Here is a 20,500-nt window from a genome sequence, read left to right as displayed (position 1 = left end):
ATCCGCTGGCTGAGGATTTTGTTGCGCCAAATCCTCAGCGCTCTCTTCGTGGGGCCGACGATCAATCCGGTCTGAAATTAGCGTTCTTCACGGACGACTAATCATAATTCGCCTGGGGGAGACGTGGGGGCGGTCAAGACCAAATCGTCGATCGAGAATCTGCCGCTGCCTTCGCCGTGGCCCAATGCGAACGCCAGGCTATTAGGAGTGGGAGCTGGTCTCCCAGTCGACCCACTTGATCGACTAGGACAATTTAGTCCGAAGGCATTTGAGCGTTTTACGCTTGAGTGGGCTTCCGGCTATCTGGCGTCAAAAGTTCCAGACGTATACGAAGTCCAGCAGCGAGGTGGGGCCGGCGACAAGGGACGCGACGTAATCGTTTGGTTCGATCCACCGTCGTCCAACCCGCGACGTTGGTCACTGTACCAGTGCAAACACTACGACAGCAAACTTGGGACAGGCGTTGCCGCTGCGGAGATTGCAAAGGTTCTCCATTATACATTCATAGGCGACTATTCCCCGCCCAAGGAATATTGGTTTGTAACGCATCGAGGCGTTACCTCTGACTTTCAGGACCACGTGGATCAACCCGAGAAGCTTCGCGCTTACATTCTGTCAGAGTGGGCTAATCGATGCGCAACCGAAATAACCTCGAAGCAAACGATAGCACTGAGTGCCGACCTTAAAGCGCATATTGAAACTTTTGATTTCTCGATCTTTCGCGTCAAACAGCCGCTCACGCTGATCGATGAACATGCGCAGACTCGTTATCATCTAACGGTCTTCGGAGCACCGCTCATCGAACGGCCCCCGCCTCCGACACCACCTTCCTCGGTAGCCCCGAGTGAATCTGAATACATCGAGCAGCTTTATCAAATAATTGGAGCGGACCTAGGCAAAACGGTCGCAACCGCAGCCGACTTTGCAGACAAGGAAAAGCACGCAGACTTATTTGATCGATCGAGAATCACATTCTATTGCGCGGAAGGATTGAAAGAACTTGCGCGCGACCAAATGGCCGACACGGCCTACTTTGACACCCTGCTATTCGAGTTCCGCGACGGACTCTACTACGATTATTCTGCTGCGAGCATCAGCGGCTTGCAACGGCTCATCAATACCGTAAAGGCGGCTCAGGCTTTGCAACTTGGAGGCCATGCTCTTGCTACTCACGTTCGCGCAAGCGACCGCGAGGGGATGTGCCACCAAATGGCGAATGAAAGACTCCTGAACTGGTGCAAGCCATGAGAGAGAGATGAGACCATTTAATTCACCTCTCGAATGCGGCCTGCGAATCCTGTTCGTGCTCAATTCTGCACGCGGGAGAACTGCAGACCTACAACGGTTGATCGCGTACGACTATCTTCTCGTGCACTCTGCCGATGTGGACGGCCCCGAAAGCTTACATCCGTCGGTGCCGTTTCGCGGAACCGAATTCTTGGTGAAAAGAGACGTGTTAAATGCCGGCTTGAATGAAATGTTTTCGCGTGAGCTTCTCGACAAGACGTTCGGTGCAGCCGGTATTCTTTATCGTTCGACCAAATTAACGACCGCGTTCGTTTCTCTTCTCAAAACAGACTACGCCAACTTGCTGCGAGAAAGAGCCGACTGGGTTGTAAAGCGCTTTGGCGACATGAAGGATTCCGAGTTATCTGCCTTCATGACCGAGAGCATCGGCAAATGGGGCGCCGAATTTGAACGACTAGCTGCCATCAACGAGTTAGAGCTTTAAGATGCTCCAAGTCAGATCAATAATATTACGAGGCCCTGCGACAAAGGACGCAATCGTTGCGTTCGGCGATGGCGCCAATATTTTGGCGGGAGCGTCTGACACTGGTAAGAGCTACCTTGTTCACTGCCTTGACTACATCTTTGGCGCCGACGAACTCAGCAAGCGCATTCCGGAAGCTGAGCCGTACTCGCAACTATTTGTGGAGTTTGCAAATTCGGCAGGAGATTACTTAACTCTGGAGCGCAGCTTAGCCGGAGGCGATTTAGCCGCTCACTACGAAAGGCTTGGAAGTATCAAGGAACGCACCGGGGAAAAAGTTATTTCAAGTCGATCCGGCCGAAATCAAGCACGAGATGTGACAACAATTCTGTTCGAGTTTGCGGGAATTGGAGAAGCTACTCTGCGAAAGAATGACCGCGGAGAAACGCAACGCTTAACAATAAGGACCTTGCTGCCTTTGATCCTTGTCGACGAAATCTCCGTTATCGACGAGCGATCACCTATATTTGGAAATAGCAGCTTCGACACCACAGCGCGCAAGCGCGCGTTTGCCTATCTTCTTTCGGGGAAGGATGACTCCGGTATAATTGCGGCAGAGAAGAAGGAGATTGTTAACGCCAGACGCGGCGCGCAATTGGGATTGATAGAAGAGCTGCTATCTCCCATCGAACAACGTCTCGAAAAAAATCCTGTCGATGACCCCGACGATACTTCTGATAAAATTGATGAAACGATAGCGGCGCTTACAAAGACGCAATCGGATCATTCCGAACACCGCACCTCTTTAGAGGCTGATAGACTTGAGGCAATTGCTAAGCGGCATCGAGCCGAATCTCAAATATTGGCGATAGATCAGCTGCTAGCTCAATACGCCCTTCTCGACGATCGATATAGCTCCGATTTGAAGCGCCTAGACTTTATTGCCGAGGGATCTCACTTCTTTAATGGCCTACAAGAAATTAGATGCCCACTCTGCGACCAGCCTATGTCACTCGATCACGCACATAAAGCCGCTGTAGCAGCAAAAGACATTTACGAGGCTTCAAAGGCTGAAGCGTCAAAGATTCTTGCCCGCCGGACTGATCTGGCCGCAGCAACCGAAAGTCTTAGAAGTCGAAGAAGACTTAGAGAAACAGAGCAGAGAGATAGCTCATCGACAGTAAATACAGCTGATTCTCGGATCGCCAATTTTCTTGTCCCTACGATGCAAGAAGGAGCGAAGCGTCTAGAAGACCTGATATCTAGGCGTATTGAGTTAGAAGCGATCCGGATCGACCAAGAACAAGCGTCGAGCTTAAGACAAGCCAAAGAGGCGATTGAGAGAGCGTCTGCAAGCGGCAAAGGGCCTGCAAGAAAATGGGAGCCTCTGCCGTCAAAATTGCTCTTGATGTTTTGCAAAGAAGTAGAGGGCGTTCTAAAGGAGTGGAATTGGAAAGGTGAAGGGCGAGTTGAATTTGATGAGTCAAGCTATGACATAGTTGTCGACGGACAATCTCGACAGTCGCACGGCAAGGGTTTTCGCGCGATCCTCCATTCAGCATTCGTGCTGGGGTTGTTGAGATATTGTGGGAACAACAACCGACCTCACCTTGGTATGGTGCTCATTGATTCACCTCTTACGAGCTACAAAAAGGGGACTGTTGGTGACGGACATGATGCGCCGATAGACCCTGGGATGGAGAGCGGATTTTGGCGCTCGTTGACCGGCTTCAATACCAATTTGCAGCTGATCATCCTGGAAAATAAGGAGCCACCAAAAGATGTCGCAGCTTCCGTCCACTATGAGTGGTTTGCTGGAGAAAGTGCATTGAAGGGCGAGCGCGTCGGTTTCATTCCAACCTAGCGCCCATCAGCGGCCATCCTTCGAGACGCCTGCCTGCGGCGGGCCCTCAGGATGAGATCTGGTTGTCACCTGCGACGCGCGCGATGACAACGGACCGCGGTCCATCGCTTCAAGACCCTACCCCCGAAAATCAATACTCCTCAGCACGGTCCCTCGGTGGCGTGCCCTCGAACTCCGTCGCCTGATACTTCCGTTCCGCGCAGGCTTCGATGCACTCGCGCAGGCGCACGAGCTGAGCTTCGCGCTCGGCGGGTCTGGCGCGCACGCCCGGCGCTAGCGCCCCGCGCGCGTTAACCGTCCATTAACCAACGCACCCTAGCCTAAACTCATCGTCCAGCCATCATTAGCCCGAAATGCCTTCCCGGCTCGCTCCAGGAGAAGCGCCGATGTGCGTTGCGTTGTTGACGTATGCCGATCTCAGTGCCCGCCTCAATATCTCGCGCGAGGCCGCTCGTTCGCTTGCCAGGCGACGCGGTTTGCCGCGCTCGCGTTCGGATGATGGGAAAGCCCTGGTGAGCGTTGATTTCTCCGAACTCCGGTACACGCCTCGCCCACGAATTGGCCGCCCGGCAGACCGCATCGATGTCTCCATGGCAAAGATCGAGGCCTTCAAGATCGAGGCATTCAAGGCGGAGGTCGCGCGGCTCGAAGCAGTCGCAGCCGGCTACCGGTCAGATCTCGAGCGCGAGCGCGAGTGCGCCGATCGCCTCGCCGTCGAGCTGGCGCAGGCGGCTGCCGAGACGATGGCCGCCAATGCGTGGGCGGCACGACTGGAAGACGAAGTGGCGGCTCTGCGGACCGGTCGCCGGGCTGGCGGCGCGACCGCGGGACCAGCCGCGCTTCGATTGGGACATCTGGCCGCGGCCATTGTGGACGCAGACCGCGCGGCTTGCAGGTAGCACTCGATACTCATCCCATCCCGGCCTGCCGGAGCAACCACGAGGACAGAATGACTGGCATGACCGATATTCGCGAGATGAAGGCCCGCATTGTCGTGTTCGGGGTCGGCGGCGCCGGCGGCAATGCCGTCAACAACATGATCACGGCCGGGCTGCAGGGGGTCGACTTCGTCGTCGCCAATACCGACGCGCAGGCGCTTGCCATGTCGAAGGCGACGCGCCTCATCCAGCTGGGCACACAGGTGACTGCGGGCCTTGGCGCCGGCTCGCAACCCGAATTGGGACGCGCCGCGGCCGAGGAGGCAATCGATACGATCCGCGAACATCTGACCAGCGCGCACATGGTGTTCGTGACTGCCGGCATGGGCGGCGGTACCGGCACCGGGGCTGCACCCATCATCGCCAGGACCGCGCGCGAGCTCGGCATCCTCACGATCGGCGTGGTCACCAAGCCATTCTACTTCGAGGGCCAGCGCCGCATGCGCTTTGCCGAAGCCGGCATCGAGGAATTGCTGAAGACAGTCGACACCCTGCTGATCATCCCGAACCAGAACCTGTTCCGGGTGGCCAGCGCGAAGACCACATTCGCCGATGCCTTTGCCCTTGCCGATCAGGTGCTTTATTCGGGCGTGGCCTGCATCAGCGACCTCATCGTCAAGGAAGGCCTGATCAATCTCGATTTTGCCGACGTTCTCTCCGTGATGCGAGAGAAGGGCAAGGCGATGATGGGACGGGGCGAAGCTTCCGGCGAGAAACGCGTGCTCGCCGCCGCCGTGGCCGCAATTTCCAATCCGTTGATCGATAACCCCTCGATCAAGCGCGCCAGCGGCCTCATCATCTCCATCACCGGCGGCAGGGATCTCATGCTGTTCGAAGTCGACGAAGCTGCCACCCGCATTCGCGACGAGGCCGACCCGGACGCCAACATCATCGTCGGCGCGTCGTTTGACGAAAGCCTCGAGGGCATCGTCCGCGTCTCGGTGGTGGCGACCGGAATCGACAATCTCGATCCGGCGCTGCAGACGCCGCCGTCGGAAACCTCACTCACGCAGCTCGCCGGCAAGCTGCGCAACGACAGCCGCCGCATCGCCGATCGCATCGAGCGTAGCGCACCGCTTCCGCAGGTGGAAAGCCCGCCGCTCCACCCCGCGGCCGGCCGACCCATGGGGCAACCGGCAAGGCCGGATCTGGAATATGCGCGCCAGGCAGCTCCTCAGCCGCTCGATCCCTACGGCCGCTCATCTCCACGCAACGCGACCGACGAAAGCATTCTCGATATCCCGGCCTTCCTGCGCCGCGCCGCCAACTGAGCTGGCCGCAAGAGCCGGAGTTACTTGCCTGGCGGACCAGCGAGCCCGACAACGGGTCGTGATCCCGGGGCGCAACCAACGGGTCCGCGCGAAGCGTGGCCCGGTGACAGACTCCGTCGCGAGCTACGATGCCGGGAATGGGCCGCTGCTAGGCGTCCAGGGCGCGATGAGATTGGGACGAATCGTCATCGCGCAATTTCATCGGCGAATTCCGAACGTCATGCATTCGAGCTTCTTGAGGTGCGCGGCGCGCCGATGATTCACGCTGCCGTGCTGCGCGGGCTCTCCGCTGTTTCCTTTTCCGGCTCCTTGTCGCGAGACAGCCATGCCGGGAAGCGAAGCAGGCGATCGTTGTTGTCTTTTGGCGGTTCCACGGGCGGTACGATGGCCCCCTCATTGGCGGAACTCGGGATGTCCGGTGCAGCGTGGCCTATTCGCACCGCATCCGCGCGCTGATCCAGTTCGCGCACCAAGGGATCGATGACGTTGTCGATTTCGGCCGCTACCGATACCAGGAAGCTATTGAGCTCGCGGGCCTCGGGCACAACTGCCGCAGCCTGCTCGATCGCCTTGCAGAGACCATCGACAACAGGTGCAAACGCGCTCCCGGCCTGTTTGATTCGGGTTTTGATCGCTTCGATTTCGCCCAGGACGCGATCACGCTCCCGCCTGTTCTTCTCCTCCGAAAGGCGGGTTTCGATTTCGGCGATCTGAGCCGTCAGGGTCGCAGCCTCGGATGCAAGAGCATCGCGTCGTCCGCGCGCGCGATCGAGATCGCGACCGAGATTGTCCACTAAGTCGTCCTTTCCGAACATGGCATTGCTCCATAGGACAGCCGTTTTGGTCTGTATGAAGGCCTTGGCACGAACCGCGAGCCCGCCAAGCAGATGAAAGGCAGGATCGGCTGGCATCAACTTCGGTCGCGTCACATGGGCCGACATGGTGATCCCCCAATCCTCCACATTAGGCGACCGCATGGTTAACAGATGGTTAATATCAACAGCTGAGGCGGTAAAGGGGCCTGCGGATGCGATCGAAAATGCGCGAAGCCTGCACGCTCGCGGTGCGAACCGTCGCCTCGCCTACCCCCGAAAATCAATGCTCCGCAACACGATGCCGGGCGGGGTGCCCTCGAACTCCGTCGCCTGATATTTCCGTTCCACGCAGGCTTCGATGCGCTCGCGCAGGCGGGTGAACTGCTCTTCGCGCTCGGAGGGCCGGGCGCGCGGGCCGCGCTCGAGGTCGTCCATCGCGGAGGTCGAGATCGCGCAGGCGATCTGCTTCGCGCCGTCCTGCATCGAGAACTGGACGATGCCCCGGTCCTGTTCGTGGCCGATGAAGCGGCTGCTGGTGAGCGTCATGGGGTACTCCTTGTGCCGATTGGTTCTGGTGCGCTCCCTCTCCCGCTTGCGGGGGAGGGTTGGGGTGGGGGTGTCTCCACAAGCGATAACCCCGATGAGGAGAGAGCCCTCACCCGCCGCGCGCGGGACGATGCTTCGCATCGCCCGGGGCGCGTCGACCTCTCCCGCAAGCGGGAGAGGTGCAGCGAGCCCGGGGCTTGCGGCTCGAGTCAATTATCGCCGTTCAGCCTTGCGAAATCGTCGAACAGCGCGGCCACCAGCGCGCGGTGGCGGGTGTCCTCAGTGGGCAGGCTCGCGGCATAGAGGTTGAGCAGATGGCGCGCCTTCACGGCGGCCTCCGGCCAGGACGCGGCGGGCACCGACATCATGCGGTTTTCGAGATCGGCCTCGCGCTCGCGCAACTCCCTGACCTGGGCCTCGACGTCGGCCAGCGCGCGGCGCAGATCGGTCGCCTTCTGAGCGGCCATGCCGCGGTGGCTGTCGAGATCGACCGGGATGTCAGTCATTGGCGGCACTCGCGTCGATGCGTTGGGCATCCGCCAGGTCGACCGAGCCGATCGACAGCATCTCCGTCGCACCGCGCACGCCTTCGGAGGGCACCGTGATCATGGTGGCGACGCGGCGATAGGACGCGAACGACAGGCCCTCGATCATCTCCTCGTCGGTGACGACCTCATAGGCGCCGGCCGGCAACTCGCGCTCGACGCCGCGGATGTGGAATGGATGCTTGAAGGTGACGGTTTCTCGCCGCGAGCGGATGGTCATGCACACCTGCCTTTCACAAGAAGGGGCCCCAACCGACGCCAGCTGCCGCAAACATGCGCTCCTAGCGCGGCAATAGCCAGCATTATGTCAGCGCGGGCGGGCACTTAAGGCCGCATCGCGGCGCTCGCGCGCGGCGTTTTTGTCCTCGCAATCGGCATGGCGCAGGCGTACGCTCCTAAGCGTCAGCGCAACTCACGCAATTGCCGTGAGGTCGAGATTGCGCTGCATGTTCCGCGTTTCGTGTGCGCGGCACCGCGTGTCTTTTCTCGTCGCCGCGTGCCCAGCGCATACGGCAGCGCCAATCTCGCAGTCGAACGAACCCAGCGAATTCGAGCCCCACAGGAGACGGACGTCATGGCCAAGGGACAGCAACGCAGCAATCGCGAGACCAAGAAGCCGAAGAAGGACAAAGTCAAAGCAACCGCCGCGGCACCGAGCCGCAAGGACGCCGCCTGGCAGCCGGAGATCGGTCAGGGGAAGAAGAAGTAGGGGCGATAGAGGCCGGGCGCCTCGTCCTTCGAGACGACCGCTACGCGGTCTCCTCAGGATGAGGCTTGGCTGCATCCGTCTGCGTTGAAATGCTGCCGCACACTCATCCCTCATCCTGAGGCCCCGCCGTAGGCGGGCGTCTCGAAGGATGGCTGCAGTCGAGCTTCCAGCCATATGTTTCTTCATATGCGATAGCCCTGCCCACAATGGGAGAGGGAGAAGCGACCGCTATCATCTCTTCTCCCCTACCCTTTTCCGCTATACTCGCCCGGGTAGCATTACCGGGAGGGCGTACCGTGGAGCACGACCGCACGACCGACCATCAATCCGAGCCGAAAAACCTCGTCATCTGCTGTGACGGCACCGGCAACGAGATCTCGGAGAACATCTCCAACGTCCTGAAGCTCTATCGCTGCCTGCGCAAGACCGACAAGACGTCGCCGCGGCAGATGGTGTTCTACGATCCAGGCGTCGGCACCGTGACGGAGCCGTCGACGTGGCACCGCTGGAAAGCCAACGTCAATCTGGTGCTGGGGCTCGCCACCGGCTACGGGCTCGATGACAATGTGCTGTCGGCCTATCGCTTCCTGGTCGAGCACTACGCGCCGGGCGACAAGATCTATCTGTTCGGCTTCTCGCGCGGCGCCTATACCGTGCGGGTGCTGGCGGGGCTGATCCACAAGATCGGGCTGATCTCGCCGGAGCAGGCGAACCTCGCAGGCTCCGGCCTCGTCGCCTACAAGCAATATTCCGGCACCGGGCGCGGCAACGACATCGAGGACCTCAAGGGTATCGATGTCGATGATCAGGGGCCATTGCCGAAAGACGAATTCGACCTCGCCGCGCAATTCGCGCGCATCACCTCCACGCGCTGGCCGACCATCCATTTCATCGGCGTCTGGGACACGGTGGCGAGCGTGATCGTGCCGCGGCGCGACGTCTTCTTCCTCGTGTTCAGCCTGGAGGAGCTCGCCTTCACACTGCGCAATCCGAGCGTCAACATCTTCCGGCAGGCGATCGCGATCGACGAGCGGCGCTGCATGTTCCGCCTCAAGAAGCATGACGAGCCGCAGGAGTACTGGAGCCACCGTTACGTGCCCGACGAGAAGAAGGAGCCACAGGACATTTTGCAGGTGTGGTTCGCCGGCGTGCACTGCGATGTCGGCGGCGGTTATCCGGAGGCAGAGAGCGGCGAGTCCAAATATCCGCTGATCTGGATGATCGAAGAGGCGGCGAAGGCCGGACTGAACTTCAATCCGCGCACCGTGAACCAGCTTGCCTGGGGCATCCAGCGCAAGAACTCACCGTTCCAGTATGTCGAGCCCGCCTACACCGGCAAGATCGGCGAGCTGCACAATTCGATGACGGCGCTCTGGCGCGTGCTGGAGTATCTGCCGAAGAGCGCGACATACAAGGAATGGCCGGAGCGGAAGGTGTTTCTCGGCTTCTACATCCCCGATTGCGAACCGCGCCCCATCTCCGAAGGCGCGCATGTGCATGAGAGCGTGCTGAAGCGGATGGCGGTGGAGCCGGGATACCGGCCGGTGAACTTGCCGAAGGATTATGTGATCGTACCGATGCCGGTGCCGCCGGGTGTGGGAGCGGCGGCGGAGACGGAGGAGATCGTGGCGGGGTGAGGTGGGGGCCTCGTCACACCCCACTACCGCCGCTTTCTCCATTCGCCGACACTTTTCATTAAAATTCTCACCCCCGCCTTAGCCGGATCGCATCAACTCCTCTGCATCATCTCCCAGACCACCCGCGCTATTCGCGGAAATTGGAGGAGAGTGCCAATGCATCCGCGCCGACATGCCCGCGTCAAACCCGCAGGGCTGGTGTCCCGCCAGGCCAAGATCATCACCGACCCGCGCGCGCCGGTCATCGTCTGCACGCTGATCGACTATTCGCCCGGCGGCGCCTGCGTCGATCTCGGCGGGCAGGTGAAGATTCCTGATCGGTTCGAGCTGCTGCACGTGAACACCAAGAAGCGCTGCCGCGTGGCGTGGAAGCGCGGCACGAAGGTGGGCGTGGTGTTCTAGGCGAAGCCCCCCCACCTACTTCCGCATCCGCGCCTTCGCCCCCGCGACGATCTGCATCGCGACACCTGCGATCCAGCCCAACAGGGCGAACCAGCTCCACGCGATGTGCGGATCGAGGCGGAGCACGATGATGGCGACCGAGGCGAATGCGGTCAGCGTGGCGCAGAGCGTGCCGGCGGAGCTCAACAGTTCCGCGGCGTCGATGTCGCCGTGGGCCTCGTCGAAGGGCAGCTGCGGCGTGTCGATGCCGAGATAGAAGCCGACGAAGCCCAGCACCATCATCAGCAGCAGGAACCCCTCCGTGGTGAGCGCGGGTATCACAGATCCCACATAGGCGCCGACGAACAGCCCGCACGCCGCCCCTGCCATCGCAAGACCCACGCGCTCGATGACGTGGGCAGCCTTCCGGACACGAAACCGCATAGCGGGCCTCCGTGACGAATTGGAGTGCGCGCAAGGTTAGGCCAGTTTTGCCTGACGTGGAAGGTGAGAGGGGTTACGGATGCGTGAGGTTAACTCCCTCTCCCGCAAGCGGCAGGGCTATCGCATATGACGTCCTGGCGGACGCTGAGCGAGCGCCTCGTCCTTCGAGACGACCGCTTTGCGGTCTCCTCAGGATGAGGCTGAGCGGCATCCTTGCCTGCCGAAAGTGCTACCGCGCACTCCGTCCTCATCCTGAGGGGCCGCCAAAGGCGGGCGTCTCGAAGGATGAGCGGCAGAAAGATGGGCGGCAGGTGAAGACCTCACCTTGCCCCGAACGTGGTCTTGCCGAACAGCGCCTTCTGCGTCGAGGGCTGCGAGCGCCAGTATTGCGGGGGTGCCTCGACTTCGCCGCCGACGTCTGCCGCGGCGTGCCAGGCCCAGCGGGGGTCGTAGAGCATGCCGCGGGCGAGCGCGACCATGTCGGCCTTGCCGCCTGCGACGATCTCTTCCGCGTGCTTTCCTTCGGTGATCAGGCCGACGGCGATGGTGGGCAATCCGGTCTCGCGCTTGATGGCCTCTGCGAACTGCACCTGGTAGCCGGGGCCGAGCGGGATCTTCTGCAGCGGCGAGACGCCGCCGGAGGAGGCATCGATCCAGTCGACGCCGCGCGCCTTCAGCGCGTTGGCGAATGCGATGGTCTGCGCCAGATCCCAGCCGCCCTCGACCCAATCGGTCGAGGACACCCGCATGCCGACCGGCTTGTCGTGCGGAAACACCGCGCGCACCGCATCGTAAACCTCCAGCGGGAAGCGCATGCGGTTTTGCAAGCTACCGCCGTATTCGTCGGTGCGCTTGTTCGAGATCGGCGACAGAAACTGATGCAGGAGATAGCCGTGCGCGCCGTGCAGCTCGATCGCGTCGATGCCGATGCGATCCGCGCGTTTCGCGGACTCGACGAAAGCGTCGCGGATGCGCTTGAGGCCTGCGGTGTCGAGCGCGAGCGGCGCGGCCTCGCCTTCCTTGTGCGGCAGCGCGGACGGCGCCACAGTCTGCCAGCCGCCTTCGCTCAGCGGAATCAGCTGGCCGCCGTCCCAGGGCCGCGCGCTCGAGGCTTTCCGGCCCGCATGCGCGAGCTGCATCGCGACCGCGGTGGAGGAATGTTTGCGCACCGAGCTGAGGACCTGTTTCAGCGCGGCCTCGGCGGCGTCGCTGTAGAGCCCGAGGCAGCCCGGCGTGATGCGGCCGATCGCCTCGACATGGGTCGCCTCGATGCAGAACATCGCCGCGCCCGACAGGCTGAGATTGTTGATGTGAGTGAAGTGCCAGTCATTGGCGACGCCGTCGTCGGCCGAATACTGGCACATCGGCGACACCACGATTCGGTTCTTCAGCGTCAGGCCGCGCAGCTTGATCGGGGAAAACAGGGCGCTCATGCGGGGGAGTTCCGGAGGATGGAGGGGCGATGGTGGGAGTGTAGTGACGGAAACGCGGATTGCCAGCCGCGCGGAGGAATGGCGGCCCGTAACGTCATGCATTGCGGGAGCGCGCCGGGCCGCCCTACTCCACCAGCGCAAACTGCAACAGCAGCGTGCGCTGGAGCAGCGAGAAATTGTCGTCCGACACCAGCGTCAGCACGGTCTCGCCGTCGGCGCTGACGTGGGCGTCGATGCCTTCCATGTTGTCGATCTCGTGGCCGAGATCGGCCTTGAACAGCACGGGGCCGTCGACCACGGCGCCCGGCGCGATCGACTTCAGGGGGATCGCGCGGATACGGATATCGATGCCGGTGAACCAGGAGAATTTGCGCTCGAGGATCAGGAGATCGCCCGAGGGCAGCAGCACAGCGTCGCTGATGAACTGCTGGTCGGTGCGGCGAATGCTGAACTGGCCCGGCGTGGGGCCGCCGATCAAAAATCCGATCAGATTGCCGTCGGCATCGAAGCCGCCCTCCGACAGCGCGATCAAGCTGCCCGCGAGCGGCTGCCCTGTGGGGACAAACACCAGCGCCTCGAGCCCCTTGTTGTAGGGCAGCTTGCGCACCGCCGGCGGCGTCTGCAGCACCTCGCCGCGGGCGCGGATGCCGCCCTTCGAAAAATCGAACCGCATGATCTGGTTGACGCGCTCGAGCCCGACATAGACCAACGAGCCGTCACGCGCGAGCGACTCGGTATCGTACCACAGGCGCTTCTCGGTGATCGGCCGTCCCTCCGCATTCAGCACCGGCGCGGCCTCGACGTCGTCGAGACCCGTCATGCTCCGTCCCGAATAGCGGATCGCGCCGGTGAACCAGGTGCCCTGGTCGGAGATCGCGAGAAAGCGCTCACCCCTGGTATCGAGGAAGCGAAAGCCGGACAGGCCACCGAATCCGCGATGCGGCGAGGTCAGCACAAGGCCGCTGCGATACTCAAGCGAACCGAAGCGCGTGCGTGAACCGTCGCGCGGTGCGAAATTCGGAATCGGTCGCGCGTTCACCTCGATGCGGACGGGCGCGGCGACGGCGTGCTCGATCAGCGAAGTGCGCGGCGGCGGCTCGGTCGCAGGCTGCGCCTGCGCCAGGCGAGAAAGTGCGAGAGTGGAAAATCCCGCCGCCGCGTGGCCGATAAAGCTGCGGCGGGATCGATGGTTGCTCACGAATGCAATTTGCGTCGCGGGCGGTTGGCCGGTTGCGTGGGTGCGGTGTTGGTCTCGCTGAAGAGTTCGGCGAGTTTTTCAGTGATGGCACCGCCGAGCTCTTCGGCATCCACGATTGTCACCGCGCGGCGATAATAGCGCGTGACGTCATGGCCGATACCGATCGCGATCAGCTCGACCGGCGAGCGGGTCTCGATCTCCTCGATGATGTGGCGCAGATGCCGCTCGAGGTAGTTGCCGGGATTGACCGACAGCGTGGAATCGTCGACCGGCGCGCCGTCCGAGATCATCATCAGGATCTTGCGCTGCTCGGGCCGCCCGAGCAGGCGCTTGTGCGCCCAGTCCAGCGCCTCGCCGTCGATGTTCTCCTTCAGCAGCCCCTCGCGCATCATCAGGCCGAGATTCTTCCGCGCACGGCGCCAGGGCGCATCTGCCGATTTGTAGATGATGTGACGGAGATCGTTGAGACGGCCGGGATTGGCCGGCTTGCCGGCGGCAAGCCACGCCTCGCGCGATTGCCCGCCCTTCCAGGCGCGGGTGGTGAAGCCGAGAATCTCGACCTTGACGCCGCAACGCTCCAGCGTGCGGGCGAGGATGTCGGCGCAGGTCGCCGCGACCGTGATCGGGCGGCCGCGCATCGAGCCGGAATTGTCGAGCAGCAGCGTCACCACGGTGTCGCGGAAGGTCGCCTCCTTCTCGTGCATGAAGGACAGCGGGTGATAGGGATCGGTCACCACGCGCGACAGGCGCGCGGGATCCAGAATGCCCTCTTCGAGATCGAACTCCCAGGCGCGGTTCTGCTGCGCCATCAGCCGGCGCTGCAGGCGGTTGGCGAGACGGGCGACGATGCCCTGCAGATGCGCGAGCTGCTTGTCGAGATAGGCGCGCAGGCGCTCCAGCTCGTCATGGTCGCAGAGGTCTTCAGCGGCGATGATCTCGTCGAATTTCGGCGCGAAGGCGTGATATTCCGGCCCGCGCGGCTCGTTCTTCCCGTGCGAGTTCGGACGCGTCGCCTCGCCCGGCGTCTCGTCGTCGCCGAGCTCGCCGTCGTCGAAGGTGTCGGAGGTCGAGGCCTGCGCACTTTCCATCGCGCTCTCGCTCATATCTTCCGAGCTGGCCTGCGCCTGGTCGGCGCTCATCTCCTGCGCGGCGTCGGAATCGGGCGAGCCCTCGGCGCCGGACTGGTCGTTGTCGCCGTCCTGATTGTCCTCGTTGTCGTCGTTGTCTTCACTGTCGGCGTTGCGCTCGTCGCCGATCTCGAGCGCGGTCAACAGATCATGCACGGCATCGCCGAACCTGGTCTGGTCCTCGACCAGGATATCGAGCCGGTCGAGCCGCTTGCCGATCTTGTCTTCGAGAATGGGACGCCAGAGGTCGACGACCTTCTTGGCAGCCGTCGGCGGCGCCATGCCGGTCAGGCGCTCGCGCACCAGCATCGCCAGCGCGTCCGCAAGCGGTGCGTCGGCGCGGTCGGTGATCTCGTCGAACTTGCCGCGATGGAAATGGTCGTCGAGCATCGCGGTGAGGTTTTTGGCAACGCCCGCCATGCGACGCGCGCCGATCGCCTCGACGCGGGCCTGCTCAACCGCCTCGAACACGCCGCGCGCCTGCGGATTGCCGGGCATCAGCTTGCGATGCAGTTTTGGATCGTGACAGGCGAGCTTGAGCGCGATGGAATCGGCGTGGCCGCGCACGATGGCGGCATCACGCTTAGTCATTTTTCGCGCGGGCTCAGGCAGCCGCGCCTTGCCCGGCGCGAGCCCGGGACGCTCCGCGGCGAAGCTGACATCGAGCTCGGGCGCTTTCGCGATCGCCTTCAGGCATGACGCCACCGAGCGCTTGAACGGCTCGGTCGGGGCTTCCTTGGTGTTGCGGAATTTGGAGTTGGACGTCGTCATCTCACCCTATCCGTCGTCCCGGCGAAAGCCGGGACCCATAACCACCGGCCGTTGTCGGGCAGGGAAAACTATCGGCGTCGCTTCAATCGAGGGACCTCGCGGCATGGGTCCCGGCTCCATGTGCGCGATTGCGCACCAGGCCGGGACGACATCTCGATATATCAGCTGAGCGCCACGTTGACCGCCGATTCCGGCAGCTCCGCGTTGAAGCAGCGCTGGTAGAACTCGGCGACCAACGGACGCTCGAGTTCGTCGCACTTGTTGAGAAAGGTGACCCGGAATGCAAATCCGATATCGCCAAAAATGTCGGCGTTCTCCGCCCAGGTGATCACCGTGCGCGGGCTCATCACCGTCGACAGGTCGCCATTGGCGAAGGCGTTACGGGAGAGATCGGCAAGGCGCACCATCTTGTTGACGATGTCGCGGCCCTCCGGGGTGCGATAATGCTTGGCCTTCGCCAGCACGATCTCCACTTCCTCGTCATGGCTGAGATAGTTCAGCGTGGTGACGATCGACCAGCGGTCCATCTGGCCCTGGTTGATCTGCTGGGTGCCGTGATAGAGGCCCGAGGTGTCGCCGAGACCGACGGTGTTAGCGGTCGAGAACATGCGGAACGCCGGATGCGGCTTGATCACCTTGTTCTGGTCGAGCAGCGTCAGGCGGCCGGAGACTTCCAGCACGCGCTGGATCACGAACATCACGTCCGGGCGTCCGGCGTCATATTCGTCGAACACCAGCGCGATGTTGTGCTGGAGCGCCCAGGGCAGGATGCCGTCGCGGAATTCGGTGACCTGCTTGCCGTCGCGGACCACGATCGAGTCCTTGCCGACGAGATCGATACGGCTGATATGGCTGTCGAGGTTGACGCGCACGCAGGGCCAGTTCAGCCGCGCAGCGACCTGCTCGATATGGGTGGATTTGCCGGTGCCGTGATAGCCGGTCACCATGACCCGGCGGTTACGGGAAAAGCCGGCGAGAATGGCGAGCGTGGTGGCGCGGTCGAAACGGTAGTCGGAATCAACTTCGGGTACATGAGGATCGACTTCGGAATAGGCCGGCACTTCGAGATCGGTGTCGATCCCAAAGACCTGGCGCACCGACACCTTCATGTCGGGCAGACCGGAAACTTCCTCAACTTTGGACAGGGCGGCGGTCGTCATCAATCCTCCGAGGCCCCGGGCGGTCCCGAGACCAGTTATTTGCACGTTGGCTGCGGCTGGGTGCGGTCGCGAACCTATCAGAGACAACGTGCGGGCAGAAGCCCGCGCCCCAATCAAAGTTCCGCTGTCTTTTCATTTAGATAGGCAAGGATCGCAGATTTTGGAGGGCTGCCTTGCGAATCACGCCCGAAATTCGTGCGGGATGCGCGGCCCTGCCTACGCGGGTGGCACTTTTACCGCCGCTCGCTACTTATGTAGTGTCCGAACCCCAAAGCCCAATCCCACCACAGAGACGATGTGACGTCCTTTCTCGATCCCCTCATTTCATTCGTCTCGGCCCATGCGTGGCTGGCCTATCTGACCCTGTTCCTGGCGGCCCTGCTGGAGGCGGTTCCGGTGGTCGGCTCGGTGATTCCCGGCTCGACCATCATCCTGGCGCTGAGTGCGCTGGTTCCGGGCGGCGACCTGAAGCTGCAATGGGTCCTGCTGGCGGCGGCAATTGGCGCTGTGCTCGGCGACGGGTCGGCCTACTGGATCGGGCACCGGCAGCAGCGCGAGATTCTCAACACCTGGCCGCTGACCAACTATCCCCGCGTGATCGAGCAGAGCGAAAACTTCTTCCGCCGCTTCGGCGCCTGGGCCGTGTTCTTGGCCCGCTTCGTGCCGCCGATCCGGGCCTTTGTGCCGGTCACCGCCGGCGCGCTGGGCATGCCCCCGGCCCGCTTCTACGCCATCAACATCCCGGCGATCCTGGTCTGGGCGCCCGCGCATGTGCTGCCGGGTGTTTTGGCGGTGTCGGCTCTGCACGAATATGCCGGGCTGCCGCATCATGGGCATCCATACAAGCATATGTGGATTTTGACCGTGGTCGGCGTGGCGATCGTGCTGGGCGCGGCGGTTTGGATCTATCGCCGACGGAACGGTGGCGGTGTGGCGGTGGCGAAGCCGCGGGGTTGATCGACTGTATCCAAGCACACCGCCCTCATCCTGAGGGCCCGCCAACGGCGGGCGTCTCGAAGGATGGCCGCGGGCGACAGCCGGGCCTGCATGGTTCGAGACACGCGTTCCGCGCTCCTCACCATGACGGTTTTTGATTATCCCTTGGAATCCGCAGCCCCCATCCTCCGCCCCGGCGCCGGGCCCACATAGCGTGCCCGCGGCCTGATCAGCTTGCCGTGCTGCAATTGCTCGCTCGCATGCGCGATCCATCCGACGCTGCGGGCCATTGCGAACAGCGCGAGCTCGCTGCCTCCAGGCAGGCGCAGTGCGTGCACGAGCACGGCGAGCGCGTAGTCGATGTTGACGAGTTCGCCGGTCGCCTCCGCGATGCGCTCCGGCACCTCCTTGGTGAATTTGCGCGGTGCGCCGGCGCGGGCCAGGGCATTCAGGAGCGACTGCGCGCGCCGATCGCCCCACTTGTAGACGCCGTGACCGAAGCCGGCAAAGCGTTCGCCGAGCGCGACGCGTTCGCGGACCATTGGCTCGACGTCACGATCCACCAGCGCCTTGACGAGCTGCGAGGCGAGCACGCCGGCGCCGCCGTGCTTCGGCCCCTTCAGCGCGGCGAGGCCGGCGATGACGGAGTCATAAAGATTGAGGCCGGTCGAGGCCGCGCAGCGCGCGGTGAAGGTAGACGCGTTCAATTCATGCTCGGCGAGCAGAACCAGCGCGCGGCGGATGAGATCGGCCGCGTGCTTGCTGTCGGGCGCCCAGGCCCTGGCGATCTGCTGGTGCAACGGCTCGGCCGACGGCTCCGTATTGAGCATGGTCGCGACCAGGAGCCGGACAATGCGCGCACCGACCATCGCACGTCCGTCATGTGCACGGGTGAAGGCGCGGGGATCGGCGCTCGATGCGAGCGCCAGCACCGCGATGGCGCGATCGATCGACGCGGCGCGGCGCGCGGCCTGCGCGATCAGGCGCATCTCATCGGATACTGCTGGAAAGTTGTCAGCTGCAAAAGGATCGACGCCGGAGACGTCCCACAGAAGCGTCGCGGTGTGCTCCAGCGTGTCGTTCTCGGCGAGATCGACGCAATTGACGCCGCGATAGATCGCGCCGTCCTCGGTGATGGTGGATATCTCCGTATCCATGACCGGCAAATCGGCGTCGAAGCTGCGCAGGCCGCGCGGCTCCGGCGACGGCACCCGGCGCTCCTTCAGCGCGCGGACGTCCTCGGCGCGATAGCGGTTCTTGCGCGAGTCCGGCGTCGGCTCGGAGCGGACCAGGCCGCGGCTGACATAGGCGTAGAGCGTGGCCGGCGAGATCGCGAGTTCGGCGGCGGCCTCCCGGGCTGAGAGATAGAGCTCCTCAGAATTTTTCATATTGATTTATGTAATCAAGATTGATCAATCTGTCGAGAGGCCCGACCTTTCGCTGCATAGCAAAACGGAGATTGGGCCATGAACATCCACCTCACCAAGAGTCAGATCGGGCTGGACGGCGTTCCCGCGGCTGAGACCGTGCTGAGCCATGTCGACGGCGAGCGCGGCGAGCTGATCATCGCCGGCGAGCATGTCGGCCGACTGGCGAGCCAGTCGAGCTTTGAGGGCGTTACCGCCCGGCTTTGGAACGGCGCCAGCAAGACCACGCTGAGCGAAGCCAATGTGCGGGCGAACCTGGGTGCCGCACGCGAACGCGCTTTCGCGCGTTTGGCCGACCTGCTGCCGGCGACAAGCGGCATGGGCATCGTCGACGGGTTTCGCGCGGCGGTCGCGGGACTTCGCGCGGAGCACGGGCTGGAGCACGAGGCGACCATCGTCGGCGCATTTCCGGTGATCGCAGGTGCGCTGGTCCGGCGCGCCAAAGGTCTCGATCCGGTCGCGCCCGATCCGAGCGTGAGCCACGCCGCCGATACGCTCCGCATGCTGCACGGGTGCGCACCGGCGACGCGCGAGGTCACGGCGTTAGACGCCTATCTCGTCACGGTCTGCGATCACGGCATGAATGCCTCGACCTTCACCGCGCGCGTGGTGGCCTCGACGCAAGCCGATCTGTTCGCCGCCGTCACCGCCGGCTATTGCGCGCTCACCGGCCCGCTGCATGGCGGCGCGCCGGAGCCGGTGCTGGAAATGCTCGACGCGATCGGTTCGCGCGAGCGCATCCAGATCTGGGTCGATGCGGCGCTGGCACGCGGCGAGCGGATGATGGGTTTTGGTCACCGCGTCTATCGCGTGCGCGATCCCCGCGCCGACGTGCTCAAGACCGCGATCGAGGCGCTCGCCTCGGACGGCGCCGGCCTGCCGTTTGCCGGCGAGGTCGAGGCCTATATCCGCAGCGCACTGCGCAAGAAGAATCCGGACCGGCCGCTGGAAACCAATGTAGAGTTCTTCACCGCGATCCTGCTCGATGCGCTGGCGGTTCCAAGACAGGCTTTTACGCCGATCTTCGCGGTGGCCCGCGCAGCCGGCTGGACCGCCCATGCGCGTGAGCAGCAGCGGACGGGGCGGTTGATCCGGCCGAGCTCGTCGTATGTGGGGGCGATGCCGAACGAGTAGGGAATGCGTGGCCCGGAGCGGCGAGACGGGTAAGGGGTTGTCTCGACACCTCATCTCTTGCAGTTGAATTCGCCGAGAGAAACCCCTCATCGGGCGCTTCGCGCCACCTTCTCCCGCGAGGGGAGAAGGGAAGAAAGTGTCCAGACCGGATAGATAGGTAACAAAGTAGACCGGATGGGTGGGTGACAGTTCTCTGTCGGCTGGGAGGATCAGCCGATGCCTTGGCGAGAGAGCTGCGCAATGGGCCAACGGGTTAGCTTCATCGCGGATCAGCGAAGCGGAATGTGGACGATGACGGAGCTTTGCGAACGCTACGAGATTAGCCGCAAGACCGGTTACAAATGGTTGGATCGCTATCAGCTGGAAGGGCCTGGAGGGCTTACGGATCGCTCGCACGCGGCGCGGGTGCATGGGCGAGCGACGCCGCAGCACCTCGTGGATGCGATTGTGGGG

20 protein-coding genes and 1 pseudogene are annotated in these 20,500 nt (G+C 62.7%); 11 read left to right on the top strand and 10 right to left on the bottom strand.

The features are described from left to right. Positions 1 to 123 precede the first annotated feature (123 nt). From IVB27_RS41130 to ftsZ, 5 genes and pseudogenes are all read left to right on the top strand, one after another. Positions 124 to 1,248, top strand: a complete 1,125-nt coding sequence (locus IVB27_RS41130; protein ID WP_247448230.1) for an ABC-three component system protein — start codon at positions 124 to 126, stop codon at positions 1,246 to 1,248. Between the two features lie 7 nt (positions 1,249 to 1,255). After that, positions 1,256 to 1,732: an ABC-three component system middle component 2 gene (locus IVB27_RS41125; RefSeq protein ID WP_247448229.1), complete on the top strand. Its 477-nt coding sequence runs from the start codon at positions 1,256 to 1,258 to the stop codon at positions 1,730 to 1,732. A 1-nt stretch (position 1,733) separates the two neighbouring features. Next, a complete protein-coding gene (locus tag IVB27_RS41120; protein ID WP_247448228.1) occupies positions 1,734 to 3,575 on the top strand; it encodes a hypothetical protein in 1,842 nt (613 codons plus the stop codon). 401 nt (positions 3,576 to 3,976) lie between these two features. Continuing rightward, complete coding sequence (locus tag IVB27_RS41110; RefSeq protein ID WP_247448227.1) at positions 3,977 to 4,474, top strand: hypothetical protein; 498 nt, start codon at positions 3,977 to 3,979, stop codon at positions 4,472 to 4,474. 50 nt (positions 4,475 to 4,524) lie between these two features. Beyond that, positions 4,525 to 5,475 (top strand): annotated as a pseudogene (gene ftsZ / locus IVB27_RS41105) (cell division protein FtsZ); the annotation flags it as partial. A gap of 569 nt (positions 5,476 to 6,044) precedes the next feature. Here the strand turns inward: ftsZ and IVB27_RS41100 are convergent. From IVB27_RS41100 to IVB27_RS41085, 4 genes are all read right to left on the bottom strand, one after another. Next, on the bottom strand, positions 6,045 to 6,725 hold the full coding sequence (locus IVB27_RS41100; RefSeq protein WP_247448226.1) for a hypothetical protein: 681 nt from the start codon (positions 6,723 to 6,725) through the stop codon (positions 6,045 to 6,047). 141 nt (positions 6,726 to 6,866) lie between these two features. Next, positions 6,867 to 7,145, bottom strand: a complete 279-nt coding sequence (locus tag IVB27_RS41095) for a DUF1488 family protein (protein WP_247448225.1) — start codon at positions 7,143 to 7,145, stop codon at positions 6,867 to 6,869. A 209-nt stretch (positions 7,146 to 7,354) separates the two neighbouring features. Further along, entirely contained in the window at positions 7,355 to 7,651 is a 297-nt protein-coding gene (locus IVB27_RS41090) for a hypothetical protein (protein ID WP_247340071.1), read from the bottom strand. Further along, positions 7,644 to 7,910 (bottom strand): hypothetical protein, encoded by a 267-nt coding sequence (locus tag IVB27_RS41085; protein ID WP_247448224.1) that lies wholly within the window; start codon positions 7,908 to 7,910, stop codon positions 7,644 to 7,646. Before IVB27_RS41085 ends, IVB27_RS41090 begins: the two co-directional genes overlap by 8 nt. A 156-nt stretch (positions 7,911 to 8,066) precedes the next feature. Between IVB27_RS41085 and IVB27_RS41080 the strand changes: the two genes are divergently transcribed. From IVB27_RS41080 to IVB27_RS41070, 3 genes are all read left to right on the top strand, one after another. Beyond that, a complete protein-coding gene (locus IVB27_RS41080) occupies positions 8,067 to 8,399 on the top strand; it encodes a hypothetical protein (RefSeq protein WP_247448223.1) in 333 nt (110 codons plus the stop codon). Between the two features lie 296 nt (positions 8,400 to 8,695). Then, on the top strand, positions 8,696 to 10,036 hold the full coding sequence (locus tag IVB27_RS41075; protein WP_247448222.1) for a T6SS phospholipase effector Tle1-like catalytic domain-containing protein: 1,341 nt from the start codon (positions 8,696 to 8,698) through the stop codon (positions 10,034 to 10,036). A gap of 156 nt (positions 10,037 to 10,192) precedes the next feature. After that, positions 10,193 to 10,438, top strand: coding sequence for a PilZ domain-containing protein (locus tag IVB27_RS41070; RefSeq protein WP_027535908.1), 246 nt, complete (start codon positions 10,193 to 10,195; stop codon positions 10,436 to 10,438). A gap of 15 nt (positions 10,439 to 10,453) precedes the next feature. Here IVB27_RS41070 and IVB27_RS41065 read toward each other — a convergent pair whose 3' ends face one another. From IVB27_RS41065 to cobS, 5 genes are all read right to left on the bottom strand, one after another. Further along, a complete protein-coding gene (locus tag IVB27_RS41065) occupies positions 10,454 to 10,861 on the bottom strand; it encodes a hypothetical protein (RefSeq protein ID WP_247448221.1) in 408 nt (135 codons plus the stop codon). A 320-nt stretch (positions 10,862 to 11,181) separates the two neighbouring features. After that, on the bottom strand, positions 11,182 to 12,294 hold the full coding sequence (locus IVB27_RS41060) for an NADH:flavin oxidoreductase/NADH oxidase (RefSeq protein WP_247448220.1): 1,113 nt from the start codon (positions 12,292 to 12,294) through the stop codon (positions 11,182 to 11,184). Between the two features lie 124 nt (positions 12,295 to 12,418). Further along, a complete protein-coding gene (locus IVB27_RS41055; RefSeq protein ID WP_247448219.1) occupies positions 12,419 to 13,492 on the bottom strand; it encodes an esterase-like activity of phytase family protein in 1,074 nt (357 codons plus the stop codon). After that, positions 13,489 to 15,390: a cobaltochelatase subunit CobT gene (cobT, locus tag IVB27_RS41050; protein ID WP_247448218.1), complete on the bottom strand. Its 1,902-nt coding sequence runs from the start codon at positions 15,388 to 15,390 to the stop codon at positions 13,489 to 13,491. The genes IVB27_RS41055 and cobT overlap by 4 nt, the downstream gene beginning before the upstream one ends. 161 nt (positions 15,391 to 15,551) lie before the next feature. After that, positions 15,552 to 16,550, bottom strand: a complete 999-nt coding sequence (cobS, locus tag IVB27_RS41045) for a cobaltochelatase subunit CobS (RefSeq protein ID WP_247340084.1) — start codon at positions 16,548 to 16,550, stop codon at positions 15,552 to 15,554. Positions 16,551 to 16,847: 297 nt separating this feature from the next. On the opposite strand from cobS, the gene IVB27_RS41040 reads away from it, so the two are divergent. Continuing rightward, positions 16,848 to 17,507 (top strand): DedA family protein, encoded by a 660-nt coding sequence (locus IVB27_RS41040; protein ID WP_247448217.1) that lies wholly within the window; start codon positions 16,848 to 16,850, stop codon positions 17,505 to 17,507. A 137-nt stretch (positions 17,508 to 17,644) separates the two neighbouring features. Here IVB27_RS41040 and IVB27_RS41035 read toward each other — a convergent pair whose 3' ends face one another. Beyond that, positions 17,645 to 18,874, bottom strand: a complete 1,230-nt coding sequence (locus IVB27_RS41035; protein WP_247448216.1) for a citrate synthase family protein — start codon at positions 18,872 to 18,874, stop codon at positions 17,645 to 17,647. A gap of 78 nt (positions 18,875 to 18,952) precedes the next feature. Between IVB27_RS41035 and IVB27_RS41030 the strand changes: the two genes are divergently transcribed. Next, positions 18,953 to 20,047 carry a citrate synthase/methylcitrate synthase gene (locus IVB27_RS41030; RefSeq protein ID WP_247448215.1) on the top strand — a complete coding sequence of 365 codons (1,095 nt, stop codon included), beginning with the start codon at positions 18,953 to 18,955 and terminating at the stop codon, positions 20,045 to 20,047. Between the two features lie 216 nt (positions 20,048 to 20,263). Next, the coding region (locus tag IVB27_RS44005; RefSeq protein WP_524536566.1) for a helix-turn-helix domain-containing protein at positions 20,264 to 20,500 on the top strand (237 nt) is incomplete at its 3' end.

The organism is Bradyrhizobium sp. 197, assembly GCF_023073375.1.
Lineage (GTDB): Bacteria > Pseudomonadota > Alphaproteobacteria > Rhizobiales > Xanthobacteraceae > Bradyrhizobium.
This window is presented reverse-complemented; position numbering and strand designations above follow the sequence as displayed.

Excerpts from the sequence above, each read along its gene's own strand:
- IVB27_RS41035 (WP_247448216.1), bottom strand. The coding sequence starts at position 18,874 with ATGAAAAATTCTGAGGAGCTCTATCTCTCAGCCCGGGAGGCCGCCGCC.
- IVB27_RS41080 (WP_247448223.1), top strand. The coding sequence starts at position 8,067 with ATGGCGCAGGCGTACGCTCCTAAGCGTCAGCGCAACTCACGCAATTGC.
- IVB27_RS41065 (WP_247448221.1), bottom strand. The coding sequence starts at position 10,861 with ATGCGGTTTCGTGTCCGGAAGGCTGCCCACGTCATCGAGCGCGTGGGT.
- IVB27_RS41070 (WP_027535908.1), top strand. The coding sequence starts at position 10,193 with ATGCATCCGCGCCGACATGCCCGCGTCAAACCCGCAGGGCTGGTGTCC.
- cobT (WP_247448218.1), bottom strand. The coding sequence starts at position 15,390 with ATGACGACGTCCAACTCCAAATTCCGCAACACCAAGGAAGCCCCGACC.
- IVB27_RS41095 (WP_247448225.1), bottom strand. The coding sequence starts at position 7,145 with ATGACGCTCACCAGCAGCCGCTTCATCGGCCACGAACAGGACCGGGGC.
- IVB27_RS41090 (WP_247340071.1), bottom strand. The coding sequence starts at position 7,651 with ATGACTGACATCCCGGTCGATCTCGACAGCCACCGCGGCATGGCCGCT.
- IVB27_RS41085 (WP_247448224.1), bottom strand. The coding sequence starts at position 7,910 with ATGACCATCCGCTCGCGGCGAGAAACCGTCACCTTCAAGCATCCATTC.
- IVB27_RS41125 (WP_247448229.1), top strand. The coding sequence starts at position 1,256 with ATGAGACCATTTAATTCACCTCTCGAATGCGGCCTGCGAATCCTGTTC.
- IVB27_RS41030 (WP_247448215.1), top strand. The coding sequence starts at position 18,953 with ATGAACATCCACCTCACCAAGAGTCAGATCGGGCTGGACGGCGTTCCC.
- IVB27_RS41120 (WP_247448228.1), top strand. The coding sequence starts at position 1,734 with ATGCTCCAAGTCAGATCAATAATATTACGAGGCCCTGCGACAAAGGAC.
- IVB27_RS41100 (WP_247448226.1), bottom strand. The coding sequence starts at position 6,725 with ATGTCGGCCCATGTGACGCGACCGAAGTTGATGCCAGCCGATCCTGCC.
- IVB27_RS41060 (WP_247448220.1), bottom strand. The coding sequence starts at position 12,294 with ATGAGCGCCCTGTTTTCCCCGATCAAGCTGCGCGGCCTGACGCTGAAG.
- cobS (WP_247340084.1), bottom strand. The coding sequence starts at position 16,550 with ATGACGACCGCCGCCCTGTCCAAAGTTGAGGAAGTTTCCGGTCTGCCC.